At 36.8% G+C, this 26,202-nt stretch carries 24 protein-coding genes and 1 pseudogene; 15 read left to right on the forward strand and 10 right to left on the reverse strand.

Translation table 11 applies throughout. The features are described 5' to 3' along the window. Positions 1-61: 61 nt before the first annotated feature. The 3 genes and pseudogenes from ACFINC_RS07460 to ACFINC_RS07470 form a co-directional block, all read right to left on the reverse strand. A pseudogene (locus tag ACFINC_RS07460) lies at positions 62-268 on the reverse strand (Arm DNA-binding domain-containing protein); the annotation flags it as partial. A gap of 898 nt (positions 269-1,166) precedes the next feature. After that, positions 1,167-1,445, reverse strand: a complete 279-nt coding sequence (locus tag ACFINC_RS07465; RefSeq protein WP_375616777.1) for a hypothetical protein — start codon at positions 1,443-1,445, stop codon at positions 1,167-1,169. A gap of 31 nt (positions 1,446-1,476) precedes the next feature. Then, positions 1,477-2,823 carry an SPOR domain-containing protein gene (locus tag ACFINC_RS07470; RefSeq protein WP_375616778.1) on the reverse strand — a complete coding sequence of 449 codons (1,347 nt, stop codon included), beginning with the start codon at positions 2,821-2,823 and terminating at the stop codon, positions 1,477-1,479. A 230-nt stretch (positions 2,824-3,053) separates the two neighbouring features. Between ACFINC_RS07470 and clpS the strand changes: the two genes are divergently transcribed. Continuing rightward, a complete protein-coding gene (gene clpS / locus ACFINC_RS07475; protein ID WP_375616813.1) occupies positions 3,054-3,425 on the forward strand; it encodes an ATP-dependent Clp protease adapter ClpS in 372 nt (123 codons plus the stop codon). A 6-nt stretch (positions 3,426-3,431) separates the two neighbouring features. After that, complete coding sequence (gene clpA, locus ACFINC_RS07480; protein WP_375616779.1) at positions 3,432-5,783, forward strand: ATP-dependent Clp protease ATP-binding subunit ClpA; 2,352 nt, start codon at positions 3,432-3,434, stop codon at positions 5,781-5,783. A gap of 7 nt (positions 5,784-5,790) precedes the next feature. Here clpA and ACFINC_RS07485 read toward each other — a convergent pair whose 3' ends face one another. Then, the gene (locus ACFINC_RS07485) at positions 5,791-6,213 is read right to left on the reverse strand and encodes an HIT family protein (protein ID WP_375616780.1); all 423 of its coding nucleotides are present in this window, start codon (positions 6,211-6,213) and stop codon (positions 5,791-5,793) included. Between the two features lie 139 nt (positions 6,214-6,352). Next, the gene (locus tag ACFINC_RS07490) at positions 6,353-6,814 is read right to left on the reverse strand and encodes a RidA family protein (RefSeq protein WP_375616781.1); all 462 of its coding nucleotides are present in this window, start codon (positions 6,812-6,814) and stop codon (positions 6,353-6,355) included. Between the two features lie 145 nt (positions 6,815-6,959). On the opposite strand from ACFINC_RS07490, the gene ACFINC_RS07495 reads away from it, so the two are divergent. From ACFINC_RS07495 to lpxB, 13 genes are all read left to right on the forward strand, one after another. Next, a complete protein-coding gene (locus ACFINC_RS07495; RefSeq protein WP_375616782.1) occupies positions 6,960-7,796 on the forward strand; it encodes a cell envelope integrity EipB family protein in 837 nt (278 codons plus the stop codon). Between the two features lie 167 nt (positions 7,797-7,963). Beyond that, positions 7,964-8,740: a 30S ribosomal protein S2 gene (gene rpsB, locus ACFINC_RS07500; RefSeq protein ID WP_375616783.1), complete on the forward strand. Its 777-nt coding sequence runs from the start codon at positions 7,964-7,966 to the stop codon at positions 8,738-8,740. A gap of 102 nt (positions 8,741-8,842) precedes the next feature. Then, a complete protein-coding gene (gene tsf / locus ACFINC_RS07505; protein ID WP_375616784.1) occupies positions 8,843-9,766 on the forward strand; it encodes a translation elongation factor Ts in 924 nt (307 codons plus the stop codon). A gap of 157 nt (positions 9,767-9,923) precedes the next feature. Then, a complete protein-coding gene (pyrH, locus tag ACFINC_RS07510) occupies positions 9,924-10,643 on the forward strand; it encodes a UMP kinase (protein WP_375616785.1) in 720 nt (239 codons plus the stop codon). Positions 10,644-10,680: 37 nt separating this feature from the next. Then, on the forward strand, positions 10,681-11,241 hold the full coding sequence (gene frr, locus ACFINC_RS07515) for a ribosome recycling factor (RefSeq protein ID WP_375616786.1): 561 nt from the start codon (positions 10,681-10,683) through the stop codon (positions 11,239-11,241). Positions 11,242-11,958: 717 nt separating this feature from the next. Further along, positions 11,959-12,774, forward strand: a complete 816-nt coding sequence (locus ACFINC_RS07520; RefSeq protein WP_375616787.1) for a phosphatidate cytidylyltransferase — start codon at positions 11,959-11,961, stop codon at positions 12,772-12,774. Between the two features lie 15 nt (positions 12,775-12,789). Next, on the forward strand, positions 12,790-13,938 hold the full coding sequence (locus ACFINC_RS07525) for an RIP metalloprotease (protein ID WP_375616788.1): 1,149 nt from the start codon (positions 12,790-12,792) through the stop codon (positions 13,936-13,938). Positions 13,939-14,142: 204 nt separating this feature from the next. Next, entirely contained in the window at positions 14,143-16,539 is a 2,397-nt protein-coding gene (bamA, locus tag ACFINC_RS07530) for an outer membrane protein assembly factor BamA (protein ID WP_375616789.1), read from the forward strand. Positions 16,540-16,604: 65 nt separating this feature from the next. Continuing rightward, positions 16,605-17,651, forward strand: a complete 1,047-nt coding sequence (gene lpxD, locus ACFINC_RS07535) for a UDP-3-O-(3-hydroxymyristoyl)glucosamine N-acyltransferase (RefSeq protein ID WP_375616790.1) — start codon at positions 16,605-16,607, stop codon at positions 17,649-17,651. Between the two features lies 1 nt (position 17,652). Beyond that, a complete protein-coding gene (fabZ, locus tag ACFINC_RS07540) occupies positions 17,653-18,120 on the forward strand; it encodes a 3-hydroxyacyl-ACP dehydratase FabZ (protein WP_375616791.1) in 468 nt (155 codons plus the stop codon). A gap of 24 nt (positions 18,121-18,144) precedes the next feature. After that, positions 18,145-18,969: an acyl-ACP--UDP-N-acetylglucosamine O-acyltransferase gene (gene lpxA, locus ACFINC_RS07545; protein WP_375616792.1), complete on the forward strand. Its 825-nt coding sequence runs from the start codon at positions 18,145-18,147 to the stop codon at positions 18,967-18,969. A gap of 2 nt (positions 18,970-18,971) precedes the next feature. Further along, positions 18,972-19,844: an LpxI family protein gene (locus tag ACFINC_RS07550; RefSeq protein ID WP_375616793.1), complete on the forward strand. Its 873-nt coding sequence runs from the start codon at positions 18,972-18,974 to the stop codon at positions 19,842-19,844. Continuing rightward, a complete protein-coding gene (lpxB, locus tag ACFINC_RS07555; protein WP_375616794.1) occupies positions 19,837-21,033 on the forward strand; it encodes a lipid-A-disaccharide synthase in 1,197 nt (398 codons plus the stop codon). The genes ACFINC_RS07550 and lpxB overlap by 8 nt, the downstream gene beginning before the upstream one ends. Before the next feature lie 20 nt (positions 21,034-21,053). Here the strand turns inward: lpxB and ACFINC_RS07560 are convergent, their stop codons facing one another. From ACFINC_RS07560 to ACFINC_RS07580, 5 genes are all read right to left on the reverse strand, one after another. After that, positions 21,054-21,827 (reverse strand): amino acid ABC transporter ATP-binding protein, encoded by a 774-nt coding sequence (locus tag ACFINC_RS07560; RefSeq protein ID WP_375616795.1) that lies wholly within the window; start codon positions 21,825-21,827, stop codon positions 21,054-21,056. A 79-nt stretch (positions 21,828-21,906) separates the two neighbouring features. Continuing rightward, complete coding sequence (locus ACFINC_RS07565; protein WP_375616796.1) at positions 21,907-22,614, reverse strand: ABC transporter permease; 708 nt, start codon at positions 22,612-22,614, stop codon at positions 21,907-21,909. Further along, entirely contained in the window at positions 22,614-23,333 is a 720-nt protein-coding gene (locus ACFINC_RS07570; RefSeq protein ID WP_375616797.1) for an ABC transporter permease, read from the reverse strand. The genes ACFINC_RS07565 and ACFINC_RS07570 overlap by 1 nt, the downstream gene beginning before the upstream one ends. A 79-nt stretch (positions 23,334-23,412) precedes the next feature. Next, positions 23,413-24,165, reverse strand: coding sequence for a transporter substrate-binding domain-containing protein (locus ACFINC_RS07575; RefSeq protein ID WP_375616798.1), 753 nt, complete (start codon positions 24,163-24,165; stop codon positions 23,413-23,415). A 493-nt stretch (positions 24,166-24,658) separates the two neighbouring features. After that, entirely contained in the window at positions 24,659-25,411 is a 753-nt protein-coding gene (locus ACFINC_RS07580) for a transporter substrate-binding domain-containing protein (RefSeq protein ID WP_375616799.1), read from the reverse strand. Positions 25,412-26,202 lie beyond the last annotated feature (791 nt).

Genomic DNA, 26,202 nt, shown 5'->3' on the forward strand with positions numbered 1-26,202 from the left:
ATATTTTTTGTTACTTATAAATCAACATTCAAATTTAAATTCAGCAGCATGCTTGAGATAAATTTGAGACGGGTTCAGTGGTTTTTAAAGAAACATCTCTTAAGGCACCCAATCCCATTTCACAACGACGCCCGTGAATGGTATAACGGTAAATCCATTGAGCACCTCCATCTTTACGCTTATGAAGTAGCAAGCCGGCACCATCATTATATTTACCAGCTCCTAATGTTGCGACGGATCTTGCATTAAGACGGCTCATAAGAGCCATATTTAGTCCTTTCTTATACAAATTTGATCCACACACTCATCTCACTTGTTATGTGCAAATGAGTGGTTTTGATTGATGCAAGATAAACAGATTTGAAATGAGAGAATCTTACGTTATTCGAGGGTCTAATTCAATATGAATAACGCTAAATTATCATTATAAATCAATATATTGTATTTTTAATGATTCGTAGCTTTTTGCGTGCAAGATTGGAGGGAGAGTATTGCCTCTATTGTGGTATCTAAGGCAAATTTGTTTTAAACCTGAACGATTATGATGAGATGCAAGAGAGCTTTAAAGATTTTAGTTTTTTAGAAATGAAGATCTTTTGGGCATCTGGTATGGTGAAAAAATATCTTGAAAAGAAACATCTCTCAATCTGAAATCTATTTCACAACGATACATATAAATAGTATAATGTGAAGTTTCTATGAATGGTATAAAGTCTATTGAGCATGAGCATTTTTATTTATAAAGGAAGCAAAACGAGCACTATCATTCTTTTGTCAGCTCTCAATGTTATAACGAAAATTCTTGGGGCTTAAGACTCTTTATAAAAGGCGTTTTTACGTTTTTTTCATCGATAGTATTTGTATTTTAAAATTGCTTTGCGTATTGGAGTTTAAAAAGCTTAGGAAATTTGTACAGCGCTTATGTTATAGGGAGAATTGAAGCGTTATGAAGGATAATTTTTGATATTAAATCAAAAAGTGAAGAAATATCTGGTATTTTTGTGCTCTAAAAAATGGTTTGATTGGAAGCTTGAAGGTGTCTCTAGGGATAGTTGGAAAAGCCGTTAGAACGATTCCTCCGACTTAAGAAAAAAGCATGAGTATCAAAGGATTTTTAAGATTCTAGATAATAATACAATAATTTTTTGAGATGATAACCTGTAGAGTTAAATATTTGTTGCTCCTAGACGGATTTTAATAGGCACATTACCAGTTTGACTTGCAACGCGTAAATGAATGCGTACAGGAGGCATTGTGAGACGACGATTACGCATTATTTGACAAATAAGAAGATTAACAAGAGATTGTGTATCTAATGCAGTTGAATTATATTTTAAACCAGTAAGTCTTGCAGCAGCATCGTGAAGAGAACGCAATGAAAGGAAGGATGATTGCTTCAATAAGATTTCTTTTTCATGGAATGAAGCAAAAGCATTATCTGTCATAATACTATCCTAACGCAGAATTCAAAAACTTTTAGTAGACTACAGTATAGCAGTTAAAATTTGCTTTCTTTAATGTAGAACAAGCATCAAAAGCAGATTTTTTTGATTGAAATCCTGTAAATCGTGCTCGGTAATAACGCTGCCCATTTTTTTCAAACAGCTGCATGTGTGAAGATACATCCTTTAAAGCAGAAAAAGCTGTATTTTTTGCTTTTAAAAGCAGAATTTTTGCTTGTTCTTGATTGGGCAGGGAACCAATTTGGATAGCCCATCCGGCGTTTGTGGATAAAGAGGCCGTTACAATTTTATGTGCCTCAACCGGTATAGCTTTTTGAGGGTTAGGTATTGGTATAATTACTTTATTTACAGCAGTTATTGCGATATTCGAATTTTTAGGTTGTTCTGCAAATGCTGTTAACATAGTCGAAATTTCATCGTCAAAATTACTTGGAACAGCTTTAATGGTCGGTATAGGGGTATTTGCGCCAGTGGGTAAGTGATAGTGTACAGAGGTCAAACGTTCACCACTTTTCATTTGGCTTGCTTTTGGCAAATATTGATTTAATAAGCTAGCCATATGCTCATCACGTGCAATAGATGATTTACCTCCCATAACAACAGCGACGATAGAACGCCCCTCAAGACGCATCGAAGTTGCTAAATTAGAACCTGACATTTGTGTGTATCCTGTTTTAATTCCATCGACACCTTTCATTATTTTTACGAGTTTATTGTGGCTGTTAATCGTATGCCCACGGAAATTAAAACTTTTTATTCTAAACAATTTATATTGTTTTGGAAAATTTTTCCTTAAAGCTAATGACAAAGTAGCTATATCTCGTGCGGTAGAATAATTGTGCACGTCTGGAAGCCCTGAAGCATTTGCGAAATGTGTATGTTTCATACCAAGTTTACGAGCTTTTGCTGTCATCATTTGAGCGAATTTTTTCTCACTACCCCCAAGATACTCTGCAATGGCAGTAGCAACATCATTTGCCGATCTTGTAATGAGTGCTTTAGCTGCTGCTTCTGCAGAAATTGTTTGACCTGCTTTAAATCCAATTTTTGTCGGTGGACGCATTGCAGCATAATGTGAAACAGGAATTGGTGTATTTGGTGTTACCCGACGCATCTGCATAGCTTCAAAGAGGAGGTACAATGTCATCATTTTTGTTAAAGAAGCAGGGTAACGCTTCAATGTTGCATTGGCTTGAAATAGAGTTTTTCCTGTAGTGGCATCTATAACAATAGCAGCATACTTATCAGGATAGGCTCCTTGAGGTGTAGCTGATGCCCAACAGTGAGAAAAAGCTAACATAACAAAAGAGATTGCTATTTTTTTATAGCAGCGCATAATTTTTTGATAGTTAATATACACTTGCAGTATCCTATTTCTCCATTTATCCTAAAAAACCTCTATAAAGCTTCCTTTTCTGTAATTTGTTGATGTAGTTTAGACGAATGGTATTACTAATTTGTTTACAGAAGTTATTTTATAAGTGACTTAAATCTAACCATAGGGGGGAAGTTTTTTCTTATAAAACAGGTATTGCAATAATTATGAAAGAACTTAAAATTAATAAAAAATACGCTGCATGGAAAACGATCATGGAACAGACGCTCACGGTGGACTCTATACCTCATATGATGCATTATGAAAAGGGCAAAAATTGGGAAGAAGGTAGGTATGGTGCGGTTGTAATACCTAAGGCTAGAGCAAAACTCCAAAAACCTAAATTATATCGCGTTTTTTTACTCAATGATGATTACACACCTATGGATTTTGTTGTTTTCATTTTGAAGAACTTTTTTAAAAAAAGTTTCGAAGAAGCAACACGGATTATGTTAAATGTTCATCACAATGGGATAGGCGAATGTGGAACCTATACTTATGAAGTTGCTGAAATGAAAATAGTACAAGTGAGGGAATGTGCACGTCAAAATGAACATCCGTTACAATGTGTAATGGAACAGAAGTGAGGAATTATGCCATCTTTTACACCTAGTCTTGAAGAGGTTTTGCATCGTGCATTAACAATTGCCACTCAAACACGGCATGAATATGCAACATTAGAGCATCTTCTCCTTGCCCTGTTAGATGATGCTGATGCAAATTCCGTTATTCAGGCATGCCAAGTAGATGTAGAAGAATTACGAGAGCGCTTAACCAATTATCTTCGCTCAGAGCTAGATGAACAGATTAGAGCTGATGAGGATACAAAGCCTACAGATTTTTTCCAGCGTGTTATCCAACGCGCGGTGATCCATGCTCAATCTGCTGGAAAAGATGAAGTATCGGGAGCAAATGTTCTTGTGGCAATTTTTTCTGAACGCGAAAGCCATGCAGCATATTTTCTTCAAGAGATGGGAATGACACGCTATGACGCTGTACGTTTTATTTCACATGGTATCACGCGTGATGATGGATTATCTATGTTACTTGAAGGACTTGAAGAGCAATTAGATCAGCAGATTTCGGACAATAATGAAAGGGTAACAAGTGCTTTAACGAGTTATTGTGTTGATCTCAATTGTAAAGCACGTAATGGGAAAATTGATTTATTAATTGGCCGTGAAATAGAAATTTCACGCATGATTCAGATTTTATGTCGCAGGTCAAAAAACAATCCGCTTTTGGTTGGTGATCCTGGAGTGGGGAAAACCGCTATAATTGAGGGATTGGCAAAGCGCATTGTTGATGGGCAGGTGCCTGAAGTTTTATCAAATGCAACAATATTTTCTCTTGATATGGGGGGGCTTGTTGCTGGTACACGTTATCGAGGTGATTTTGAAGAACGCTTAAAGCAAGTTATTAAAGAGTTTGAGCTATATCCAGATGCTATTTTATTTATTGATGAAATTCATACCTTAATTGGAGCAGGAGCGACATTAGGGGGAAATATGGATGCAGCAAATCTTTTAAAACCTACATTATCTTCTGGAGCTGTGCGGTGTATTGGTTCGACGACTTATAGAGAGTATCGCAAATTCTTTGAACAAGATCGTGCTTTAGAACGCCGTTTTCAGAAGATTGATATTCATGAACCTTCTATTACTGATGCAATTAAGATTCTGCAGGGGATGAAGCCTTATTTTGAAGGTTTTCATCAGATTAAATATACAGATCAGGCGATGAAAGCATCTGTAGAATTATCTTCACGTTATATAATTGATCGTAGGTTACCTGACAAAGCAATTGATATTATTGATGAAAGTGGCGCAGCACAAAAGCTCTTGCCACAAAAACAGCGCAAAAAGAGTATAGGTGTTAAAGAAATTGAAGCGACTGTTGCTAAAATTGCAAGGATTCCACCAAAAACAGTTTCTCGGGACGATCAAAAGATACTGAGTAAGCTTGAAAAAGAGCTCAAGCAGGTTGTCTATGGGCAGGATCAGGCAATTTCCGTATTAGTTTCGTCAATTAAATTGGCGAGAGCAGGTTTACGCGAACCAGATAAACCGATAGGAAGTTATTTATTTTCAGGACCAACAGGTGTAGGAAAAACTGAAGTTGCAAAACAGCTTGCCTCATCTTTAGGCATTGAATTATTGCGTTTTGATATGTCAGAATATATGGAACGGCATACGGTAGCGCGCTTAATCGGAGCACCTCCAGGTTATATAGGATTTGATCAAGGTGGTCTCCTTACCGATGCAGTTGATCAGAAACCTCACGCAGTTCTCTTGCTCGATGAGATTGAGAAAGCACATCCAGAGTTATTTAATATTTTATTGCAGGTAATGGATTATGGTAGATTAACAGACCATAATGGCAAGAAAATTGATTTCCGCAATATTATTTTGATTATGACAACCAATGCTGGTGCTTCAGATATGGCAAAATCAGCTATTGGATTTGGGAAAGTACATCGTGATGGTGAGGATATAGAAGCAATCAATCGACTCTTTACACCAGAATTTCGTAATCGATTAGATGCAATTATTCCGTTTGCGCCTTTATCTCACTTAATCATTAATCAGATAGTGCAAAAATTTATTTTTCAGCTTGAAGCACAATTAGCTGATCGGGGGATTGGTTTTGAATTAAGCCCTGCTGCAACTTTATGGCTTTCCAATAAAGGATATGATTCTCAGATGGGAGCACGCCCACTAGGGCGTGTTATACAAGAATATATTAAAAAGCCATTAGCTGATGAAATTTTATTTGGAAAGTTACGCAATGGTGGAATCGTTCACGTATTGACAGAAAAATCAAATGGCGAAAAAGAAAGATTACAGTTAAAAATTTCATCTCCCGATGTATCTGTTGGTTCAAAGAAAAGTAAAATGAAAAATTTTACAAAAAAACGTGTAGGAAAAAAAAGCACTACGACTTAAGAGTGTGTTATAAGGCTGCACGGATTTTTTTTGCATTCTCTTCAAGTATTTCTGTAGGCGTTATCATATCATTATGGGGGGTAAGTTCTACTCCTTCCATACGCGGTATAATATGGAAATGGAGGTGATAAACGGTTTGTTGGCTCGCTGCTTCATTAAATTGCATGACAGTTATGCCATCTGCTTGAAAGGCTTTTTTGACGGCATTTGCAATTTTTTGAACAGCTTTAATAACAGGAAATAATGTTTCAGTATCTGCATCAAGTAAGTTTCTAGAGCCTTTTTTAGGAATGACCAGCGTATGACCTGGTGCTTGTGGCATGATATCCATAAATCCAATAACATCATCATCTTCGTAGACACGAACAGAAGGGATTTCATTGCGAATCAATTTAGCAAAAATATTGTTATTGTCATAAGCTTGTTTCATACAAATGTTTCCTTTTATTATAGGTTTAGAATTTTAATTTCAAAACAAGAAAGTGCAAGTTTTATCAAAGTTATAAGACAAAGAAGTATTTTGGATTCAGTTATATTTAGCTAGGGTGATGCACTGTCTTTATGAAGATTTAGATTTCTATGATGGCTTCAACTTCTACAGGAACATCCATGGGAAGAGAGGCAACACCAATAGCAGAACGAGCGTGCTTTCCAATTTCACCAAGAATATTGACAAATAAATCAGAAGCTCCATTGGCAACAAAAGGGATATCGGTAAAATGAGAATCTACCGCCACAAAAACAGTAATTTTTACCATGCGTTTTATTCTATTTAAGTCACCCAGAGTTGCTTTGAGTTGAGCGAGAATATTGAGAGCGCAAGCTTCAGATGCTTTTTGGGCTTGTTCGACATTCACAGTTGCACCAACTTTACCGATGGCTATAGGTTTTCCATTAATGAGAGGAAGCTGTCCAGAAATAAAGAGTTGATTACCACTTTGCGAAGTGGTGATGTAATTGGCAAGGGGGGGGATTATTTCAGGAAGAGTGATACCGAACTTTTCTAGGTTTCTTTCAATTCCATTGGTCATAATTTAAACTCCATAGTTGTTCTATAATACATTCATTGCATATCCTATTTTTTGATTTAAGGAAATGTGTGGTTAATTGAGAAATTAGCCTTTTTTGCCTTATTGTATGATGTTATGCAACGGGGATAGAGTTTGGAAGTTGGGAATGATAAGATCATTATTTATAATAATTTTATATATTGTTTTTTTATGTACTGCGAAAGCTGAAGAGCCCATTTTTATTGTGCCTCATCGAGCAGTTTATGATTTTCATCTCGATAACGTTTCGCATGAAATGACAATTTCTGGGATGACAGGGCGAATGGTTTACGAGCTTACTGGTTCGGTATGTCAGGGTTATAACACACGTTTTCGTTTCATTAGCCGTATGAACATTGAAGGTATGCCGGTACGTTTAACGGATCAACAGACGACGAGTTATGAAACAGGGGACAGCCGTACATTTCGTTTTGATATTACAGATCAAGAGGGAGAAGAGGTTGCGCATCGTGCCGAAGGGGTCGCAGAGCGCACTCCGGATGGTATTACAGTTACATTAAAAAAGCCAAAGGAAAAAGAGTATAAGCTTGCAATGGCTGAATTTCCAGTAATGCAACTAAAAAATATTATTCGCCATGCAAAAGAAGGGCATCATTTTTACAATGTTACGGTATTTGATGGGACGAATAAAGCAGATAAAGTTATAAAAGAAAGTGTCGTTATAGGGGAAAAGAAGGCGCTTTTATCTGATAGCGAAACGGAAAAAATGAAAAAATTGGATGAAGAAAAATATTGGCCTGTTACAATCTCTTATTTTGATGATGAAGAAAATAAAAATGGTTTGCCGATTTATCGTAGCAGTTTTCTCTTACATGAGAATGGTGTTATGCGTGATCTTCATATGGATTATGGAACTTTTTCTGTGCGTGCCAAATTGAATAGTCTCGAATTCCTCGAACTTGGAAAAGATCTTGATCAATGTGAAAATGCAAATATTAAATGATTGAAGAAAATGACTTGAAAAAGAATCAAATAATAGTATGTTTGCGCTATTCCACACGCGGAGTTTGGGTGTTTGCAAATAATCTGTGAAAAGAGTCTAGCAAGCATCCGCCGGTAGTAGGTTTTCCTGCTTTTTCCGCGGAGGTTGAACCGGAAAGGATAAAATTTATGGCACTACCCGATTTTACTATGCACCAGCTTCTAGAAGCAGGTGTACATTTTGGTCATCAGACTCATCGCTGGAATCCCAAAATGACACCCTATATTTATGGTCAGCGTAATAATATCCATATTATTGATCTTGCTCAGACTGTTCCACTTTTGCACCGAGCACTTAAACTTGTCTCAGATACTGTTGCGCGCGGTGGTCGTATTCTCTTTGTTGGTACGAAACGGCAAGCATCTGACATTATCGCTGATGCGGCCAATCGTTCTGCCCAATATTACGTTAATGCGCGTTGGCTTGGTGGCATGCTCACAAATTGGAAAACGATTTCCAATTCGATACATCGTTTGCGTAAGCTTGACAAAATTCTTGCCGCTGAAGCACAAGGCTTTACCAAAAAGGAACGTTTAAATCTTGAACGTGATCGTGAAAAGCTTAATCGTGCGCTTGGTGGTATTAAAGATATGGGATCTGTTCCAGATCTTATATTTGTTATCGATACAAATAAAGAAAATATTGCACTCCAAGAAGCAAAGCGTTTGGGTATTCCTGTAATTGCTATTATTGATACCAATTGCGATCCTGATGATGTAACGCATCCAATACCAGGAAATGATGATGCTTCGCGTGCAATTTCTCTTTATTGCGATCTTTTTGCTCGTGCTGCTCTTGATGGTATTGCACGCCAGCAAGGTGCCATGGGTATTGATTTGGGAGCTCAAGTTGATGCACCTGTGGAGCCTATTTTGGAAAATGCGGTTTCAGAAGTTTCTGAGTAATATAAAACGCCTAACTAAGGTATTTTTATTTTCTAAAGAAGAGGTTACTGGCGTGCAGAGGAAATTTGCACGCTTTCACTGTTACAGAATAAAGAGGCAAATATGAGCATTACTGCTGCACAAGTAAAAGAACTTCGAGAATTATCTGGCGCTGGTATGATGGACTGTAAAGCCGCTCTAGCAGAGACTAATGGTGATATGGAAGCTGCTGTTGATTGGCTTCGTAAAAAAGGGATAGCTAAAGCAGATAAAAAGGCGGGTCGTACAGCGGCTGAAGGATTAATCGGAGTCGTATCAAAAGATTTAAATGCGGTTTTGGTTGAGATTAATTCTGAAACAGATTTTGTTGCACGCAATGATGGATTTCAAGAGATTGTGCGCAATATAGCAACAGCCGCCTTGGATACGCCAGGTGATGTTGAATCTGTTTCTGTTTCTCTTTATCCTGGTTCTGAGAAGACTGTAGAGCTTACAATTAAAGATGCAATTGGTACAATTGGTGAAAATATGACATTTCGTCGTTCCGCTAAATTATCTGTTGAGAATGGTGTTGTTGCGACTTATATACATAATAGTGTGGCTGACGGTCTTGGTAAGCTTGGTGTTTTGGTGGCAATTGAAACAACAGGAAATAAAGAAGCTGCTCTTGCTTTTGGTCGTCAGGTTGCGATGCATATTGCAGCAACCAATCCGTTAGCACTTACAGCACAAGATGTTGATGCTGGTGCTATTGAACGTGAAAAAGCGATTTTTTCAGATCAAGCACGTCAGTCTGGAAAGCCTGAAAATATCATTGAAAAAATGGTAGAAGGGCGTATGCGTAAATTTTTTGAAGAGGTTGTTTTGCTTTCACAGGCTTTTGTTATGAATCCTGATGTGACTGTTGAGGCAGCTTTAAAGGACGCTGAGAAATCAATTGGTGCACCAGCAAAAATCACAGGCTTTATTCGTTTTGCACTAGGTGAAGGTGTAGAAAAAGAGGAGTCTGATTTTGCTGCAGAGGTTGCTGCTGCTGCAAAAGGTTAGTTATTGCAAACTCTTAATCAGAGATTTAAAATCATATCGTTGAGTATAGAATCTCTGAAGGGACCAATGTAATTGTTGAGAGGGCGTCACGTGAAAAAAGTGGTGCCCTTCGTGGTGTTAAAAGCAAAAAGTAAATGTGCTTTTGGGGAGATTATTAATGGCATTAGCACTTCCGTATAAACGTATTCTTTTAAAGGCTTCTGGTGAAGCTCTTATGGGGGGGCAGAGTTTTGGCATTGATGTTTCTGTTGTAGACCGCATTGCCGCTGATATTGCAGAAGTGCGCGCAATGGGGATAGAGGTTGCTGTTGTGATCGGTGGGGGAAATATTTTTCGTGGCGTTGCTGTTGCTTCGCATGGTGGGGATCGAGTGACAGGTGATCATATGGGAATGCTTGCAACGGCTATTAACTCTTTAGCATTGCGAACATCATTGACAAAATTAGGAGTTGAAACGGTTGTTCTCTCTGCGATTGCTATGCCACAAATTTGTGAAAGTTTTTCGCAACGTAAAGCAATAGCTTATATGAATCAGGGAAAAGTTGTTATTTTTGCGGGCGGTACAGGAAATCCATTTTTTACAACTGATTCTGCTGCCACTTTACGCGCAGCAGAAATTGGTGCGGACGTTCTTCTTAAAGGAACACAAGTTGATGGTATTTATTCAGCAGATCCAAAGTTAGACCCTACGGCTAAGCGTTTTGACCAATTAACGCATGTTGAAATTTTGCAATGGGGATTATCTGTTATGGATTCAACGGCGGTCACTTTAGCACGTGAGAACAATGTGCCGATTATTGTGTATTCCATTCATGAAAAAGGCGGTTTGGCTAAGGTCTTGAATGGAACAGGATGCTTTACAATAGTATCGGAATAAGGGTAAGCTTCAAAGGACAATTGAAGGAGACAGAAATATGGATGTTACATCAATTATGGATGATCTGAAACGTCGCATGGATGGTGCTATTACGGCTTTTAAACATGAGTTGGGTGGTTTGCGGACTGGACGAGCATCGGCCAGTTTATTAGAACCGTTGACTGTTGAAGCTTATGGTTCTGTTGTGCACATAAATCAAGTTGCTAATATTTCTGTTCCCGAACCTCGGATGCTTTCTGTTTCTGTATGGGATAAAACGATGGTAGGAGCTGTAGAGCGTGCTATTCGCGATTCTGGTCTTGGTTTAAATCCCATAACTGATGGTACGAATTTACGTATTCCTTTGCCTGAGTTGAATGAAGAGCGCCGTAAAGAACTTGTAAAAATTGCGCATCACTATGCAGAGCAAGCGCGTGTTGCTACACGTCATGTTCGTCGGGATGGTATGGACAATTTGAAAAAGTTAGAAAAAGATGGTGAAATTGGACAAGATGAAGCCCATGGTTTGTGTGAGAAAGTTCAAAAACTCACAGATGAAACTATTGCTGATATTGATAAAATTTTAGCCGTAAAAGAATCTGAAATTATGCACGTTTAAGACGGTTTTGTCGCTAGAAAAAGGATGTTATACTCCTGCCTGTAAATTGTTTCTATGGATAATAGTAAGGGGTGGTGTGCTCTGTGATAGCAAGGTGTGATACAAGAAGGTGTTTTATCGTTTTATCATCTTGATATGGGAGAGATTGATTTGAAAGGGAAGATGTTTTAATTTTTTAATCTGCATGGTAGATCATGCCTTTTGCTGGAAGACACTATTTAACAGCATGCTAAAGGCTCCTAGTCAGCATGTCTTTGTTAAACTGTATAATGAAAACATTATTAGAAATTATTTAAATATTCTAAGATGAAGGTTGGGGAAAGAATATAACACACAAAATAAGCCTAATCTTTCTCTTATTTCCCATTATAAAATATGCGAGTAGAATCGATCAAGCAGATGTTATGTGGCATAATTTTCTTTTAGATGACGAACAGTTGATAGAAGAATGTTTTTAACCTCTATTAGTTAATTTGTATAGGGCATAGATAGCCGCTTTTTCATTTTATGTTTGAGAAAATATTTAAAAACATATTTTAGGATTAATTTTAAGAGGGGATTTTTGAAGCTGTTTTCATTGATTATTCGTCTTATAAGCACTATCTTGGTAGACTGGATTATTTATGGTAAATTATAAGAGAAGTTTGTACAAGTGTGAAATAAAAATACTACAATTTTAGAGCTTGTATTTTCTATTTTTATTGTGTGGATGTTGTTTTGTCTAATTTGGTTTATCGTGTTCTGACAGCTTTTGTGTTTGGCGTTATTGCATTGTATCTAACGTGGTTGGGAGGAACCATCTTTTTTTTGTTTGTATGGTGTATTGGCGGTTTTATTCTCTATGAGTGGATGAGTATTACTAAAGAGAAGTGGTGTGTTTTACAAAAAATATTAGCAAGTATTTTTTATTTGTTTTTCGGCTTTTTTTTAGTGTTGAGTGTATCTGCTTCATTAGATTTTTGTGTTTTAATCGTTTTGGCTGCGGTGTTGGCTATTATATCTATAAAAAGGGGTGGTTGGGTTTTTTGTGGTTTTTTATATGCCTCTTTTCCTGTTGTTGCTTTATGCTTTTTACGGGATCATGAGATGTTGGGGTTCCAAGTTGTTATTTTCTTATTTACGATAGTGTGGGGGACAGATATTGGTGGGTATTTTATTGGACGTGCCTTAGGGGGGGCTAAATTAGCACCACAATTTTCTCCTAATAAAACATGGTCAGGAGCATTTGGTGGCACATTTATCGGAGTTTTCGGCGGTATATGGGTTGCTTTTGGATTTTTTGATATAAATTTAACAAGTTTTTTTGTGCCACTCCTTACACTTATTTTATCAATTGCTTCACAATTGAGTGATTTAGGACAATCATGGCTCAAAAGGCGGTTTTCTGTTAAAGATTCTAGTTCTTTATTACCTGGACATGGTGGCTTTATGGATCGTATGGATGGATTGGTAGGGGCCGCTTTTCTTCTTTATTTAATTGGGGCGTTTATATCTGATATGAATGCACCTTTTAATCTTTTTAGTATGATTTAATTGGGAGTAGATATTTTGGGACTTTTAAATCATATCGTCACTATGGGTGATTTTCTTTTAAGAAGTTTGAGTATTTTTTTCATCATTATGATTATCATTTTTGTGCACGAACTTGGGCATTATCTCATTGGTCGGTGGTGTGGTATTAAGGCGTTAGTTTTTTCACTTGGATTTGGTCCACAAATAGCGAGTTACACAGATAAGCATGGCACCAAGTGGCGCTTAGCGCTTATTCCCTTAGGAGGTTATGTAAAGTTTGTTGGAGATGAGGAAAAAATTGATACGGTATCATCCCAATCATCTCCGATAGTTGATGGTTCATTTGCCAGTGTGCATGCTTGGAAAAAAGCAGCAACTGTTTTTGCTGGTCCCTTTTTCAATGTCCTTTTTACTGTTGTTATTCTGACACTTTTTTTCTTTATTTACGGTCGTGTAGCCATTGAACCGGTTGTTGGTTCTTTAGTAAAAGATAGCCCTGCTGTTCAGTCTGGTTTGGAATTAGGTGATCGTTTTGTTGAAATGGATGGTCGACGGGTTGAAAGTTTTGAAGATTTGATGAACTATGTAACTTTTCACGGAAAAGAACCTATAGAGTTTAAGATAGAACGCATGGGGCGCGTGTTTACAACGGTTATTACTCCGAAAGTAGTTGAGCGAGATGATGGATTCGGTAATCGGACACAAAGTGCTATGATAGGTGTAGGTGTTCCTGTTGATTCAAATAATCCTACGCGTTTAGATCCAACTTATATAAAACATATTCACTATGGTTTTTTAACAGCTGTAAGAGAAGCATTAAACCGTACTGCGTTTATTGCCACTCAAACTGTTCTTTTTATGAGTCGTTTAATAGAAGGAAAAGAGGATCGTTGTCGGTTAAGTGGACCTTCTAAAACCGTTAAAATTGCTTGGAAAGTGAGCGAGGCAGGTTTTATTTCTTTGTTGAATTTGGCAGCTTTTCTTTCAATAAGTGTTGGGCTTATTAATCTTTTTCCGATTCTACCGCTTGATGGTGGGCATCTTTTATGTCATGTCATTGAAGTTATTACTGGGAAGACAATATCCACTAAAATTCAGGGAATTGTTTTTCGTTTAGGTTTCTCCATTCTTCTCCTTTTTATAATTTTTGTCTTTTTAAATGATTATTTTTGTTGGTTTAGCTAATTAAATTATGGAAAATACTTTATGAATTGGGTAATAATAGCAAAAATAAATTGAAGGTTGTTTACCATGTCTGCAAAATGTTGTGGCGTTGTACATTATAATGAGTAATTAAGGGATGACAAAGTTTCGCTGTAAAAAGGTTGTTGTGGCAGTTAGCTTTTTAAGGCGTTGTGTCCAAGGAATAAGAGTAAGGTAAAAGAGCCAATGACTACGAATTCAAAGTTTTTAAATGCAGCATCTGCGTTGGTGTTAAAGATGGGGATGATTGTTCCAGTAACGGCTTTTATGTCAATTGCTGCGGTTGGAGAAATGCAAGCGTCTGTAGTCCGTTCTATTGAGGTTCGTGGGAATAAGTTTGTAAGTTCTCAGGCAATTCGGGACAATATGGGTATTAAGGCTGGACAAGGATTTTCCAGTGGTGATGTTGATAATGCTGTGAAAAACCTTTTCGAATTAGGTTTATTTTATGATGTTAAAATAAATCAAGTAGGTGATAAATTGGTCGTATTCGTAAAAGAATATGAGGTTGTCAATCAAATATTGTTTCAAGGAAATAAATCTTTTAAAGACCCAGATCTTAAACGGTTTATTTCTTTGAAACCAAATGAACCTTTTAACTCTGCTAAGCTTTCTGCTGATATAAATACAATTCGTGAAGCTTATAAAACTCTTGGTCGTAATAATATCACGGTTAACGTTCAAACCATTAATCTTGGAAAAGGGCGTGTGAATGTGGTCTTTAATGTTGTTGAAGGAAAAAAGACAAAGATTAGTGATATCACTTTTAAGGGAAATAGTGTCTTTGGAAGTCGCCGTTTGCGTGATGTGATTTCAACAAAATCTTCAGGAATTTTTTCCAAGTTGTTAGGAGGCGATGTTTACAGTGAAGAGCGCCTCGCTGTTGATGAAGAAGCTTTACGTCGCTTTTATTATAATCGTGGTTATGCAGATTTTCGTGTAGTCTCTTCTAAAGCAACTTTTGATGCAGCAAGCAATACGTATAAAATTTCTTTTATTCTTGATGAAGGGGCGCGTTATAAAATTAGTGATATTCAAGTTGAAAGTGATGTCGATGGAATTGACGTTCAATCTGTAAAAAGGATGCTTAAAACCCAGCCAGGTGATGTTTATAGTGCAGAAGAGATTGAACAGTCTGTTGCAATTATTAATAACAAGGTTGCTGATTCGGGCTATGCTTTTGCTAAAGTTGAGCCACGGGGAAACCGTGATTTGGCAAATCATACAATTTCAATTTTATATAATATTGAACAAGGTACACGTGCTTATATTCAGCGTATTGATATACGTGGTAATGAGAAAACGCGTGATTATGTCATTCGCCGTGAGATTGATTTGAATGAAGGAGATGCCTACAATCAAACTTTATTACAGCGGGCAAAACGTCGTCTAGAAAGTTTAGGTTTTTTCAAAGCCGTTAATATTTCAATGGTTCCTACCGAACAATCTGACCAAGTTGTTTTGGTGATAGATGTCGTTGAAGCTTCAACAGGAGATCTCTCTCTTTCAGGGGGGTATACAACGGGGGGGACAAGTCCTGGTATGTCACTTGAAGTTTCTGTTACTGAGCGTAATCTTGGCGGACGTGGTCAGTATGTTCGTTTAGGATTAGGAGCGGGGCAAGAAAAATCCCGTAATTATAATTTATCATTTATTGATCCTTATTTCTTAGGGTATCGTTTATCTGCTGGCATTGATCTTTTTCGTAGTACTTACCGTGCTGATAAAGCTTATGATGTACGACAGACAGGCGGGTCATTACGGTTTTCGTTGCCTATTAATAATCAATTGTCTGCTAATGTAGCTTATTCTTATGTGCAGGAAGAATATGATTTTGGCGGAGAGTATAATTTCGATAAAGAGAGTGACATAATAGAATTATACGGGAAATATTCTGGTGCGATTGTTCAAGCTGCAAAGCAGAGCCCTTGGAAACGTTCATCGATTAGTTATGGTTTTACCTATAATACAATTGACGATATGAAAGCCCCTCATGATGGGTGGTACGTGAATCTTCTTCAGGAATATGCAGGGCTTGGTGGGAGTGCAAAGTTCTTGAAGACTACGGGTAAGGCGATGATGTACAAGACTCTTTCTGAGCAGAAAGATATTGTTGGTTTGCTTTCTTTTGGGGGCGGGTATATCCACGAAATAGGTAAAGAAGGTGTTCGTATTTTCGATATGTTTAAGGCGAATACTGATATGATCAGAGGGTTCAAATATAATGGGATAGGCCCACGTCAGGTTTCCAATAAGGGTGAAGTTTATTTCTTAGGGGGAACAACATATATGAATGCGACTGCTGAAGTACAGTTTCCTATTCCTGTTGTGCCTGAAGGTTTCGGATTGCGCGGTGCTTTATTTGCGGATATTGCCACGCTTTATGGCAATAATTATAAGGCAGTTTTTAAAGGTGAACCGCCTGTTACCAATACCAAAAGTGCTTGGCGCTCATCTGCAGGTGTGAGTTTGATGTGGGATTCTCCGTTTGGTCCTTTGCGTTTTGATTATGCTTGGCCAATAATGAAGCAGGAGGGGGATCGTGTGCAGCAATTGAATTTTGGTATTTCTACAAAGTTCTGATTTGAGCAGTTTTAAGAAGGAAAAACTTGAAGAGAATAGCTTAAGCTGGGAGAGAAAGTGTTTTGATGGCGGATACGTTTTTTTTTACGCCGTCCCGGCGATTGACAGTTGCAAATGTTGCTGAGTTGACGGGTGCAAAGCTTCTTAATCCAGAGTTTTCTCATAAAGTTATCAATACTCTTTCTTCACTTGAGAGTGCTGTGGAAGGTTCTCTTGTTTTTGTGGAGCACCGGAGGTTTTCTGATGCTTTACTAAACAGTTCTGCTGTTGCTGTTTTTTGTACGCATGAGATTGTTTTTAAAGTTCCTGAAACTATGGCAATTTTGGTGACATCCACACCGCAGCGGGATTTTGCTCAGATTGGTCGTATTTTATTTCCTGATTCTGTCAAGCCAATGCCTTGGTTGGGGCAGAAGGGGATTTCGTCGCATGCGCATATTCATCCAACGGCTAAGTTGGCACATGATGTGTGTATTGAAGCGGGAGCTGTTATTGGTAAAAATGTTGAGATTGGGGCAGGAACTCTTATTTCATCCACAGCTGTTATCGGTGAAAATTGCCGTATTGGATGTGACTGCTATATTGCTCCTAAGGTAACAGTTCAGTGTTCTATAATAGGTGATAAGGTTCAGCTTTATCCTGGTGTTTGCATTGGGCAAGATGGTTTTGGTTATGTTGGGGGCGTTTCTGGAATTGAGAAAATTCCACAGCTTGGTCGCGTTATTATTGAGGATGGTGTAGAAGTTGGTGCGAACACGACAATTGATCGTGGGACATTTCAAGATACTGTTATTGGTGAAGGAAGCAAGATTGATAATCTTGTACAAATTGCCCACAATGTAAAAATTGGCCGCTATTGTCTTATTGCCGCTCAATGTGGCATTGCGGGAAGTACATCTATAGGGGATATGTCTCAGCTTGGCGGAAGTGTGGGAGTAGCTGATCACATCATAATAGGTAAATCTGTTCAGATTGCTGCGCGTAGTGGTGTTATGAATGACATTCCGGATGGCGAAAAATGGGGAGGTAGTCCAGCGCGACCATTTAAACAATGGTTTCGTGAAGTAGCGGCGTTGCGCAGTATGGGAAAAGTTAAAAAGGAGAAACGCTGATATGATCAGCAGTGAAAAAACTAAAAACTTAGAGGCTGTCGATATTGAAAAACTATTATCAATATTACCGCACCGTTATCCATTTTTATTAATTGATCGTATCGTTGATATTGATGGTGAACAAGAAGCGATTGGTATTAAAAATATAACGATTAACGAGCCACATTTTACGGGACATTTTCCCTCAAAGCCTGTTATGCCTGGAGTTTTGATTTTAGAAGCTATGGCACAAACGGCAGGAGCAATAGCACTTTTAAATTTAGGCAATAAGCAAACAAATCTAGTTTACCTTATGACGGTTGATAATGCAAAATTTCGTAAGCCGGTTATGCCTGGTGATCAGCTCAAGATTCATGTTCAGCTTTTGAAAAAAAGATCTGGTATGAGACGTTTTTCATGTGTTGCAAAAGTAGAAGATGTCCGCGTCGCTGAAGCAGAAATTGCTGCGATGATTGTCGAAGAAGAATAAACGATATTTGATGGGAATTTAAAAATGTCCGGTACGAAAATCCATCCAACTGCTCTTGTGGAGAAGGGAGCGCAGCTTGGTGAGAATGTACGCGTTGGGCCGTTTTGCCATATTAGTTCAGAGGCTGTTATTGGTGATGAATGTAGTTTGACAAGTCATGTTGTAATAACGGGAAAGACAACGTTAGGAGCTAAGAGTAAAGTGTTTTCTCATGCAGTTTTGGGAGCTGAGCCGCAAAATAATAAACATAAAGGGGGAGCTACGACTCTTTCTATTGGTAAGAATTGTACGATTCGTGAAGGCGTAACAATGCATAGAGGTTCTGATTCGAGTGCGGGGATGACGGTTGTTGGTGATAATTGCCAATTTTTTTGTTATGCGCATATCGCTCACGATTGTCATGTAGGTAATCATGTAACATTTGCCAATAACGCAATGATTGCTGGTCATGTTACTATTGGTGATTATGTGATTATTGGTGGTGGTGCTGCTGTTCATCAATTTGTTCGTGTTGGACATCATGCATTTATCGGCGGCGTATCTGCACTGGTTGGTGATCTGATACCTTATGGAACAGCTGTTGGTGTGCAGGCAAAACTTGCTGGTCTCAATATTATTGGCATGAAGCGTGCAGGACTTGAGCGTCAAGATATTCACGCACTCCGTCATGCGGTTGCGATGCTTTTTGATCATAGCAAACCATTTAAAGAGCGTGTCAGTGATGTTGCGTCTTTCTATTCTTCTTCTCAGTCTGTTTCTGAAGTTGTTAATTTTATTAAAGAAGAAGGAAAGCGTTTTTATTGTACACCAAAATTTGAAGGTGATAGAATAAAAGAACATAAGGATTAAAAATGCCTATTTGGGGAGCCAGAAGTTTTCTTTCCGGCCGTACTGCCGTTATAGCAGGAAATGGTGTTTTACCGATTACTGTTGCGCAGGCTCTTGAGAAGAATGGAGAGAATCCTTTTCTTGTGCTTTTGCGTGGTGAGGCAGATTCTGTTCTTTATCGTTATGAGCATTGCGAGCTATCAATTGTAGAGTTAGCGCGACTCGTTAAAATCTTAAAAGAGGCTGAAGTTTATAATGTTGTTTTGGCAGGTGGTGTGAAAAAGCGGCCACTTCTTAAACAATTGCGACTGGACTGGACAACATTTTTAGCTCTTCCTAAGTTAATCGGAGCTTTGAGGAGGGGGGATGATGCGTTATTAAAAGCTTTTATACGGGTTATTGAAGCGCATGGTTTTTGTGTTATCGGTGCCCATGAAATAGTACCAGATCTTTTAGCTCCCATAGCATTTAATTTAACAATACGGCGTGCTACGCCAAAAGAGAAAAAAGATATTTTTTTAGCAGCAGAAGCAGCAAAGCTTTTAGGTCAATTGGATATTGGACAAGCCGTTGTTGTTGTTCAGGGAAGGGTGGTTGCTTTGGAGGGCGCTGAGGGAACTGATAATATGTTGTGGCGTGTTTGTGAAATGCGAGAAAGAGGGCAAATTCCCTCTAAGGGTGGTGTTCTTGTAAAATGTGCAAAACCACAACAGGATAATCGCGTTGATTTGCCATCAATTGGTCCCGTGACAATAATGAATATTGCAAAGAGTGGTTTATCTGGTGTTGCGGTAGAGGCAAATAGAAGTCTAATATTATCAGTTAAAACAACAATAGAAAAAGCCAACAAATATTCTCTATTTATAGAGACATTTGAGAAGTTTGGTCATGAATGATTGTTGCTTAAAAATTGCTGTGGTTGCTGGTGAGGAATCTGGTGATTTGCTTGGGGCAGATTTAATTTCTTGTTTATCACAACAGATGGGATGCGACATTCATTTGATTGGTATTGGGGGGAGACATTTAAAAGCATTAGGTTTAAAAAGCTTTTTTGATTCCCATGATATTGCTTTAATAGGTTTAAAGGAGGTGTTGAAAAAACTACCGTTGTTGTTGCTACACATTCGCAGTTTATCTAAATTTATCGCACAAGAGAAACCTGATTGTTTAATTATTATTGATAGTCCTGATTTCACGCATCGTATTGCAAAAAAGGTACGTGCTTTAGCGCCTTCTATTCCTATCATTAAATATATTGCACCAACCGTTTGGGCATGGAGGCCAGAGCGTGCAAAAGCTATGTGTGGATTTGTTGATCATGTTTTAGCGGTTTTTCCTTTTGAAGAAAAGATTATGCAAGATTTGGGAGGCCCTGCTACGACTTATGTTGGACATCGTCTTTTAACATATCCTCCCCTTTTGAGAGTTCAGTCAGAAAAAAAAAGCCAATTAGAACAAAGAAATTTGATCAATACACAAACATCATCACCTACATTGGTTATTTTGCCAGGATCACGCAATTTAGAGATTCGTTCTTTAATGCCTATTTTTCGAGAAACAGTAGAGATTCTTGTACAACGTATTCCTCATTTACAGATTATTTTACCAACTTTACCCCATTTGGTTGATAAAATCCGTGATTTTGTGCAGGGCTGGAAAAACAAAGTAGAAATTGTTGTTGGTGAAGATGAAAAATGGCAAGCTTTCGCACAAGCAGATGTTTCTCTTGCTGCCCATGGGACGGTTTCACTTGAATTAGCCTTAGCAAAAGTTCCTATGGTTCTTTGCTATAAACTTGATTATTTTTCTAAATTATTCATTTTTCCTAAAATGATGTTATGGAGCGCTGCTCTTCCGAATATTATTGCTGATAAGCCTATTATTCCAGAATATTTGAATGAATTTTTGCGTCCTGGCATGTTAGCAAGACAGCTAGAACAACTTTTGTGTAATCCTTTATTACGACAGGCACAACTCGATGCTTTTGAAACGGTGGAACAAAAAATGAAAACTGAAGTACCATCGGGAATGGTGGGGGCGCAAATAATAACTACTCTTTTAAAAAGCAGAAATAAAATTATATAAATAAATCAATATCTTGACGATTAATGTTTAATTTTAGCAAGAAACTCACAAGCACGTTGGCTTTTAGGATTGGTAAAAAATTTTTCAGACGCTGTATCTTCAACAATTTTTCCGTTTTCTAGAAAGAGTATTCTTTCTGAGACTTTCCGTGCGAAGCCCATTTCATGAGTAACACAAAGCATTGTGATTCCTGTATCTGCTAATTGAGCCATTACTTGCAAAACTTCTCCTACACTTTCTGGATCAAGAGCAGAGGTTGGTTCGTCAAAAAGCATTACTTCAGGTTCCATACAAAGTGCACGGGCAATCGCAACACGCTGTTGTTGCCCACCAGAGAGTTGTAAAGGATATTTTTCACAGTGTTTTTCAATACCGACATGCGTTAAGTAATGAATTGCTCGTTCTTTTGCTTGTTGTTTGGAAAGTCCTTGAACTGTCATAGGGGCTAAAATACAATTTTGTATAACGCTCATGTGGGGGAATAAATTAAAGTTCTGAAAGACCATTCCTATCTTACGGAGAACATTTTTTTGCTGTTGTACAGGGGCGGTATGGATATCAACGTTATGGATATGGATCGAACCTTTTTGTGCTTGTTCTAATTGATTAATACAACGAATTAACGTTGATTTTCCAGATCCGGATGGCCCACAAATAACGATATGTTCACCAGTTTGAACATCAAAGTTAATATCATGTAGAACCTGAAAATTTCCGTACCATTTATTGAGGTTTCGAATGGAGATCACAGGGTTTTTATTGGGAGAGATCGATTGATTATTTTTCAAATTCATCTTGTTTTATTCTTTCATTGATGAATGAATTTATTAATTCAACATTTTGATTTGGTAAAGTTCTTTTATGATCATTTATTTATCGTAAATATCGAGTGAGGCGATGTTCAATAAAAACAATAAAACGATGAATGAGTTCAACAATAAAAAGATAGATAAGGGCTGCCCAAACGTAAACTTGAAAATCGAATGTACGTGAATAAGTGAGTTTAGCAATCCCCATTAAATCATAAACAGTAATAAGTGAGGCAATGGCACTGGATTTAATCATTAAAATCAACTCATTGCCTAGAGGGCGTAATGCTATAATCATTGCTTGTGGAAGAATAACTTTAAAAAATGTGACAGAGTTGCTTAGACCTAAAGCTTTTGATGCTTCACGTTGCCCAGTTGTTACGGATAAAAAACTTCCTTTAAAGATCTCAGATTGATAGGCAGCAGAATTGAGTGTAAAAATAAAAAGACAACAATACCACGCGTTTTGAAAAAACCACCATAGACCAACCTGTTGCCAAAAATTGTTCATTGAACCAAGCCCATAATAAAAAAGGAAGAGTTGGGCTAACAAGGGAGAGCCGCGAAAAAAATAAACATAAGCATTTGCAAAATATTGTAAAAACGTATTCTTTGATAAACGCGCAAAAGCGATAAGCATACCAAGGAAAAAACCAAGAGAACAAGAAATAGAAACAAGCTCAACAGTAACAATAAAGCCATCAATAAATTTTGGTCCATAACGGCTTAAAAGATCAGGATTAAAAAGGAAATAAAGCCACTCCGGAATCATTAACCTAGCACCTTTTTATAGCCTATTTGAGTGTATGTTTCCACATAGCGTAATATTGTAGCAAAAAACGCTGAAAATAATAAATAGAGTAAGCATGCTACAAGATAAAATAGCATGGGTTTATTGGTCGCCGCGACAGCTAAATTCGTTTGTCGCATGAGGTCAACAAGCGCGATAGTTGAAACGAGAGATGTATCTTTCAATAAAGTAAGCCAATTATTAGAAAGTCCTGGTAAGGCATTTCGGATGAGCTGAGGAAAGACAATACGAAAAAATGTGGTTGATCGTGAAAGTCCTAAAGCTTTGGCAGCTTCATATTGACCTTTATCAAAAATATTAAATGCTCCAAGCCAAACTTCACAAGAGAAAGCAGCAAAAACCAGGCTGAGTGCAAGGACACCAGCAACAAAAGCATTGATGCTGAACATGACTTCAAGATTAAAATAGTCAAAGGCATTTTGAATAAGGTTTTGTAACCCATAGTAAACTAAAAACAGAGTTAAAAGCTCTGGTAATCCACGAAATACCGTTGAAAAGAGACGTGCTAGAGCTTTAGCTATCTTAATATTGGATCGAATCATTACTGCATTTAGAAGACCTAAGGGAAGCCCTAGAAGGCCACAACATAACGCCAATGACAATGTCATTCCTGCACTGGAAAGTATAACCGCTCCCCATCCACCATTGCTAAATGATAGCAATGCTAAATTTTCAATCATTCTTGTGTTCCTCATGAAAGAGTTAGATAATGTTTTTTAGAAATAGACAGTAGGTCACATTTAAATATCATATTGATATTTAATAAACATCATTTGTAAAATATTTTCTCATAATTTTCTCATAAGTTCCATCCAAACGGATTTCTTTTATTGCTTCATTGAACTTATTTTTAAGATCATTATTATTTTGACGGATTGCAATTGCAACAGGAAACTTTGTTTCTTCCAGAGTCCCTAGGAGGAAACAGCAATCTTTTCCTTCATTTTTAAGCCAATTTAATGCTTCTAATTTATCAACAATAATCATATCAAGTCGATGATTTAAGAGGTCACGATTCATTTCTATTGTGGAAGGGTAGAGTTTGATTTTTACCTCTTTAGAGGCATAATGATCTTCCGCATACAAAGCTTGTGTTGTATTGGATTGCACACCAAGATTTTTACCTCTAAAGCTTTGTGTTGAGAGTTCCTTAATTCCTGAATCTTTAGTAACAATGACAGCCAGTGCTGTTTCATAGTAAGGATCTGTAAAGTCAATTTTTTGTAAACGCTCTTGTGTCTGAGAGAGAGAAGCAACAATAGCGTCATATTTTTTTGCAATAAGTCCGGGGATCATTCCCTCGAAATCTTGCGTGACAATAGTACATTCAACATTCATTTTTTTACAAAGTGCATAAGCTATATCAATATCAAACCCCTGCAGTTTATTATTTGAGTCAATATAACTGAAGGGAGGATAGGTGCCTTCACTCGCAATTTTTAATATTTTCGCATCAGCCAATTGGGCGAATAGCGCGGCGCTTATTATAAGAGCTCCAGCTAATAGTTTCATGATATTCTCCTATTGGATAAGCGGGCAAATATGAAATCGTCACGTTTTATAATCTGTAAGCTTTTTGGGAGCAATGCAAAAATTTATCGGCGTTTATTTTAGATCATTATGTTGCAGATTATTATCAAAAAATTATCTTTGTTTATTGATTTAAAGAAAATAAATATCTTATTGCTTGTATGATGGCTTAATTTTCATGAAATGATTGCTTGCATTATCTCATAAATAAAAATCGAGAAATTTTCTTTAAAAATAAGGCTATTCAATTTGAATACGAAGAAAAAATTAGATTTTTATAAAATAAAAATACAATCTCAATTATTATTAGATTCCATGAAAGGTTTAAATATCGAGAAACACTTAAAAATTGACTTTTTATAAATATAAATTTTTCTTATAAAAACACTGGATTTTCAATCATACTTGCATGTTCAACAAAGAGTTTAAAAATATTCCTTAAATATAAAGCTTCAAGTTTAATTCATAGTGATATTTAATCAATGTCGAATGCAAAATACTTTCTCATAATTTCATCATAGGTTCCATCAGCGCGGATTTCCTCTATTGCTTTATTGAACTTATTTTTAAGATCAGTATTATTTTGGCGGAGTGCAATTGCAATAGGAAATTTTGTTTCTTCTAAAGTTCCTAGCAACTCGCAGCAATCTTTTCCTTCATTTTCAAGCCAATTTAATGCTTTTAATTTATCAAAGATGATTATATCAAGCCGATGGCTTAAAAGGTCACGAGTAACTTCTATTGCTGTAGGATAAAGTTTGATATTCACTTCTTCAGAGGCATAATGGTCTTCTGAATATGCAGCCTGTGTTGTATTTGATTGTACACCAAGGTTTTTACCTTTAAAACTTTGTGTTGAGATCTCTTTAATTCCCGAATTTTTGCTAACAATAACAGCGAGTACTGTGTTGTAGTAAGGATCTGTAAAATCAATTTTTTGTAAGCGCTCTTTTGTAGGAGAAAGGGAAGAAACGATAGCATCGTATTTTTTGGCAATAAGTCCGGGAATCATTCCCTCGAAGTCTTGCATGACGATAGTGCATTCAATATTCATTTTTTTACAAAGTGCATAAGCTATATCAATATCAAACCCTTGAAGTTCGTTATTTGAGTCAATATAACTAAATGGCGGATAAGAAGCATCACTTGCAATTTTCAGCGTTTGAGAATTGGCCGATAGAGTAAACAGTGTTGCGCTTATTATAAGAGCTCCTACTAATAATTTCATTATGTTCTCCTATTAGATAAGCTGGCAAATATGAAACCATTATGCATTTTTATAATCTTTAAGCTCTTTGGGAGCAATGTAAAAAATAGAGTTGTTTTCATTATGCTAGATATTATTATCAAAAAAATGATTTATTTTTATCAAGTATGAGAATAGAAAATACAGGAAAGAAGGTCACCTCTTATCGCTTATACAATGAATTTTAATAATTTTATTAAAAATCAGTAAATTATCTTTAAAAGAAAAACTATTAATTTAAATACAAAGAAAATTTTAGCCCTTAACAGGATAAAATATTATTATTTCCACTTTTTATATGAAATGCAGAATGTCAAAATAAATTTATTTTCTAACGACTGTGAAAATTTTCTTCTAAGAAGCTTGATTTTAGCCGATGATGTTTAAGATGAATGCCTGTATAGGATATAATCATTATAATAAGTTGATCTTTATAGCTATTCCTATAGAAAGAGTCATTTTTCATAGAAAATTTTAAGAGTGCATTTCATTTTCATTCTAATCTACTGTATTTGAAGAAGATAGAGAGTGAAACTCTAACATTGCTAAGTTTTAATATGTAATAAGGGTTTTAGATATGAGGGAATCATAGAAAATACGTTTCATTGAAAATAATGAGAATTATAGGGTAAAATTTTCAATTTCTTTTTACTAAATGTGTAGCTAATTTTCAAAAGAGTATTATCAATTTATTGACAGAGCCAAAATTTAGAATTTTTTCGTAAATTTTTATAATGATGTTCTCTGGCGAGAAAGAGCTTTAAAATTAGGTT

Source organism: Bartonella sp. AP58NXGY (assembly GCF_042195785.1).
Taxonomy (GTDB): Bacteria; Pseudomonadota; Alphaproteobacteria; order Rhizobiales; family Rhizobiaceae; genus Bartonella.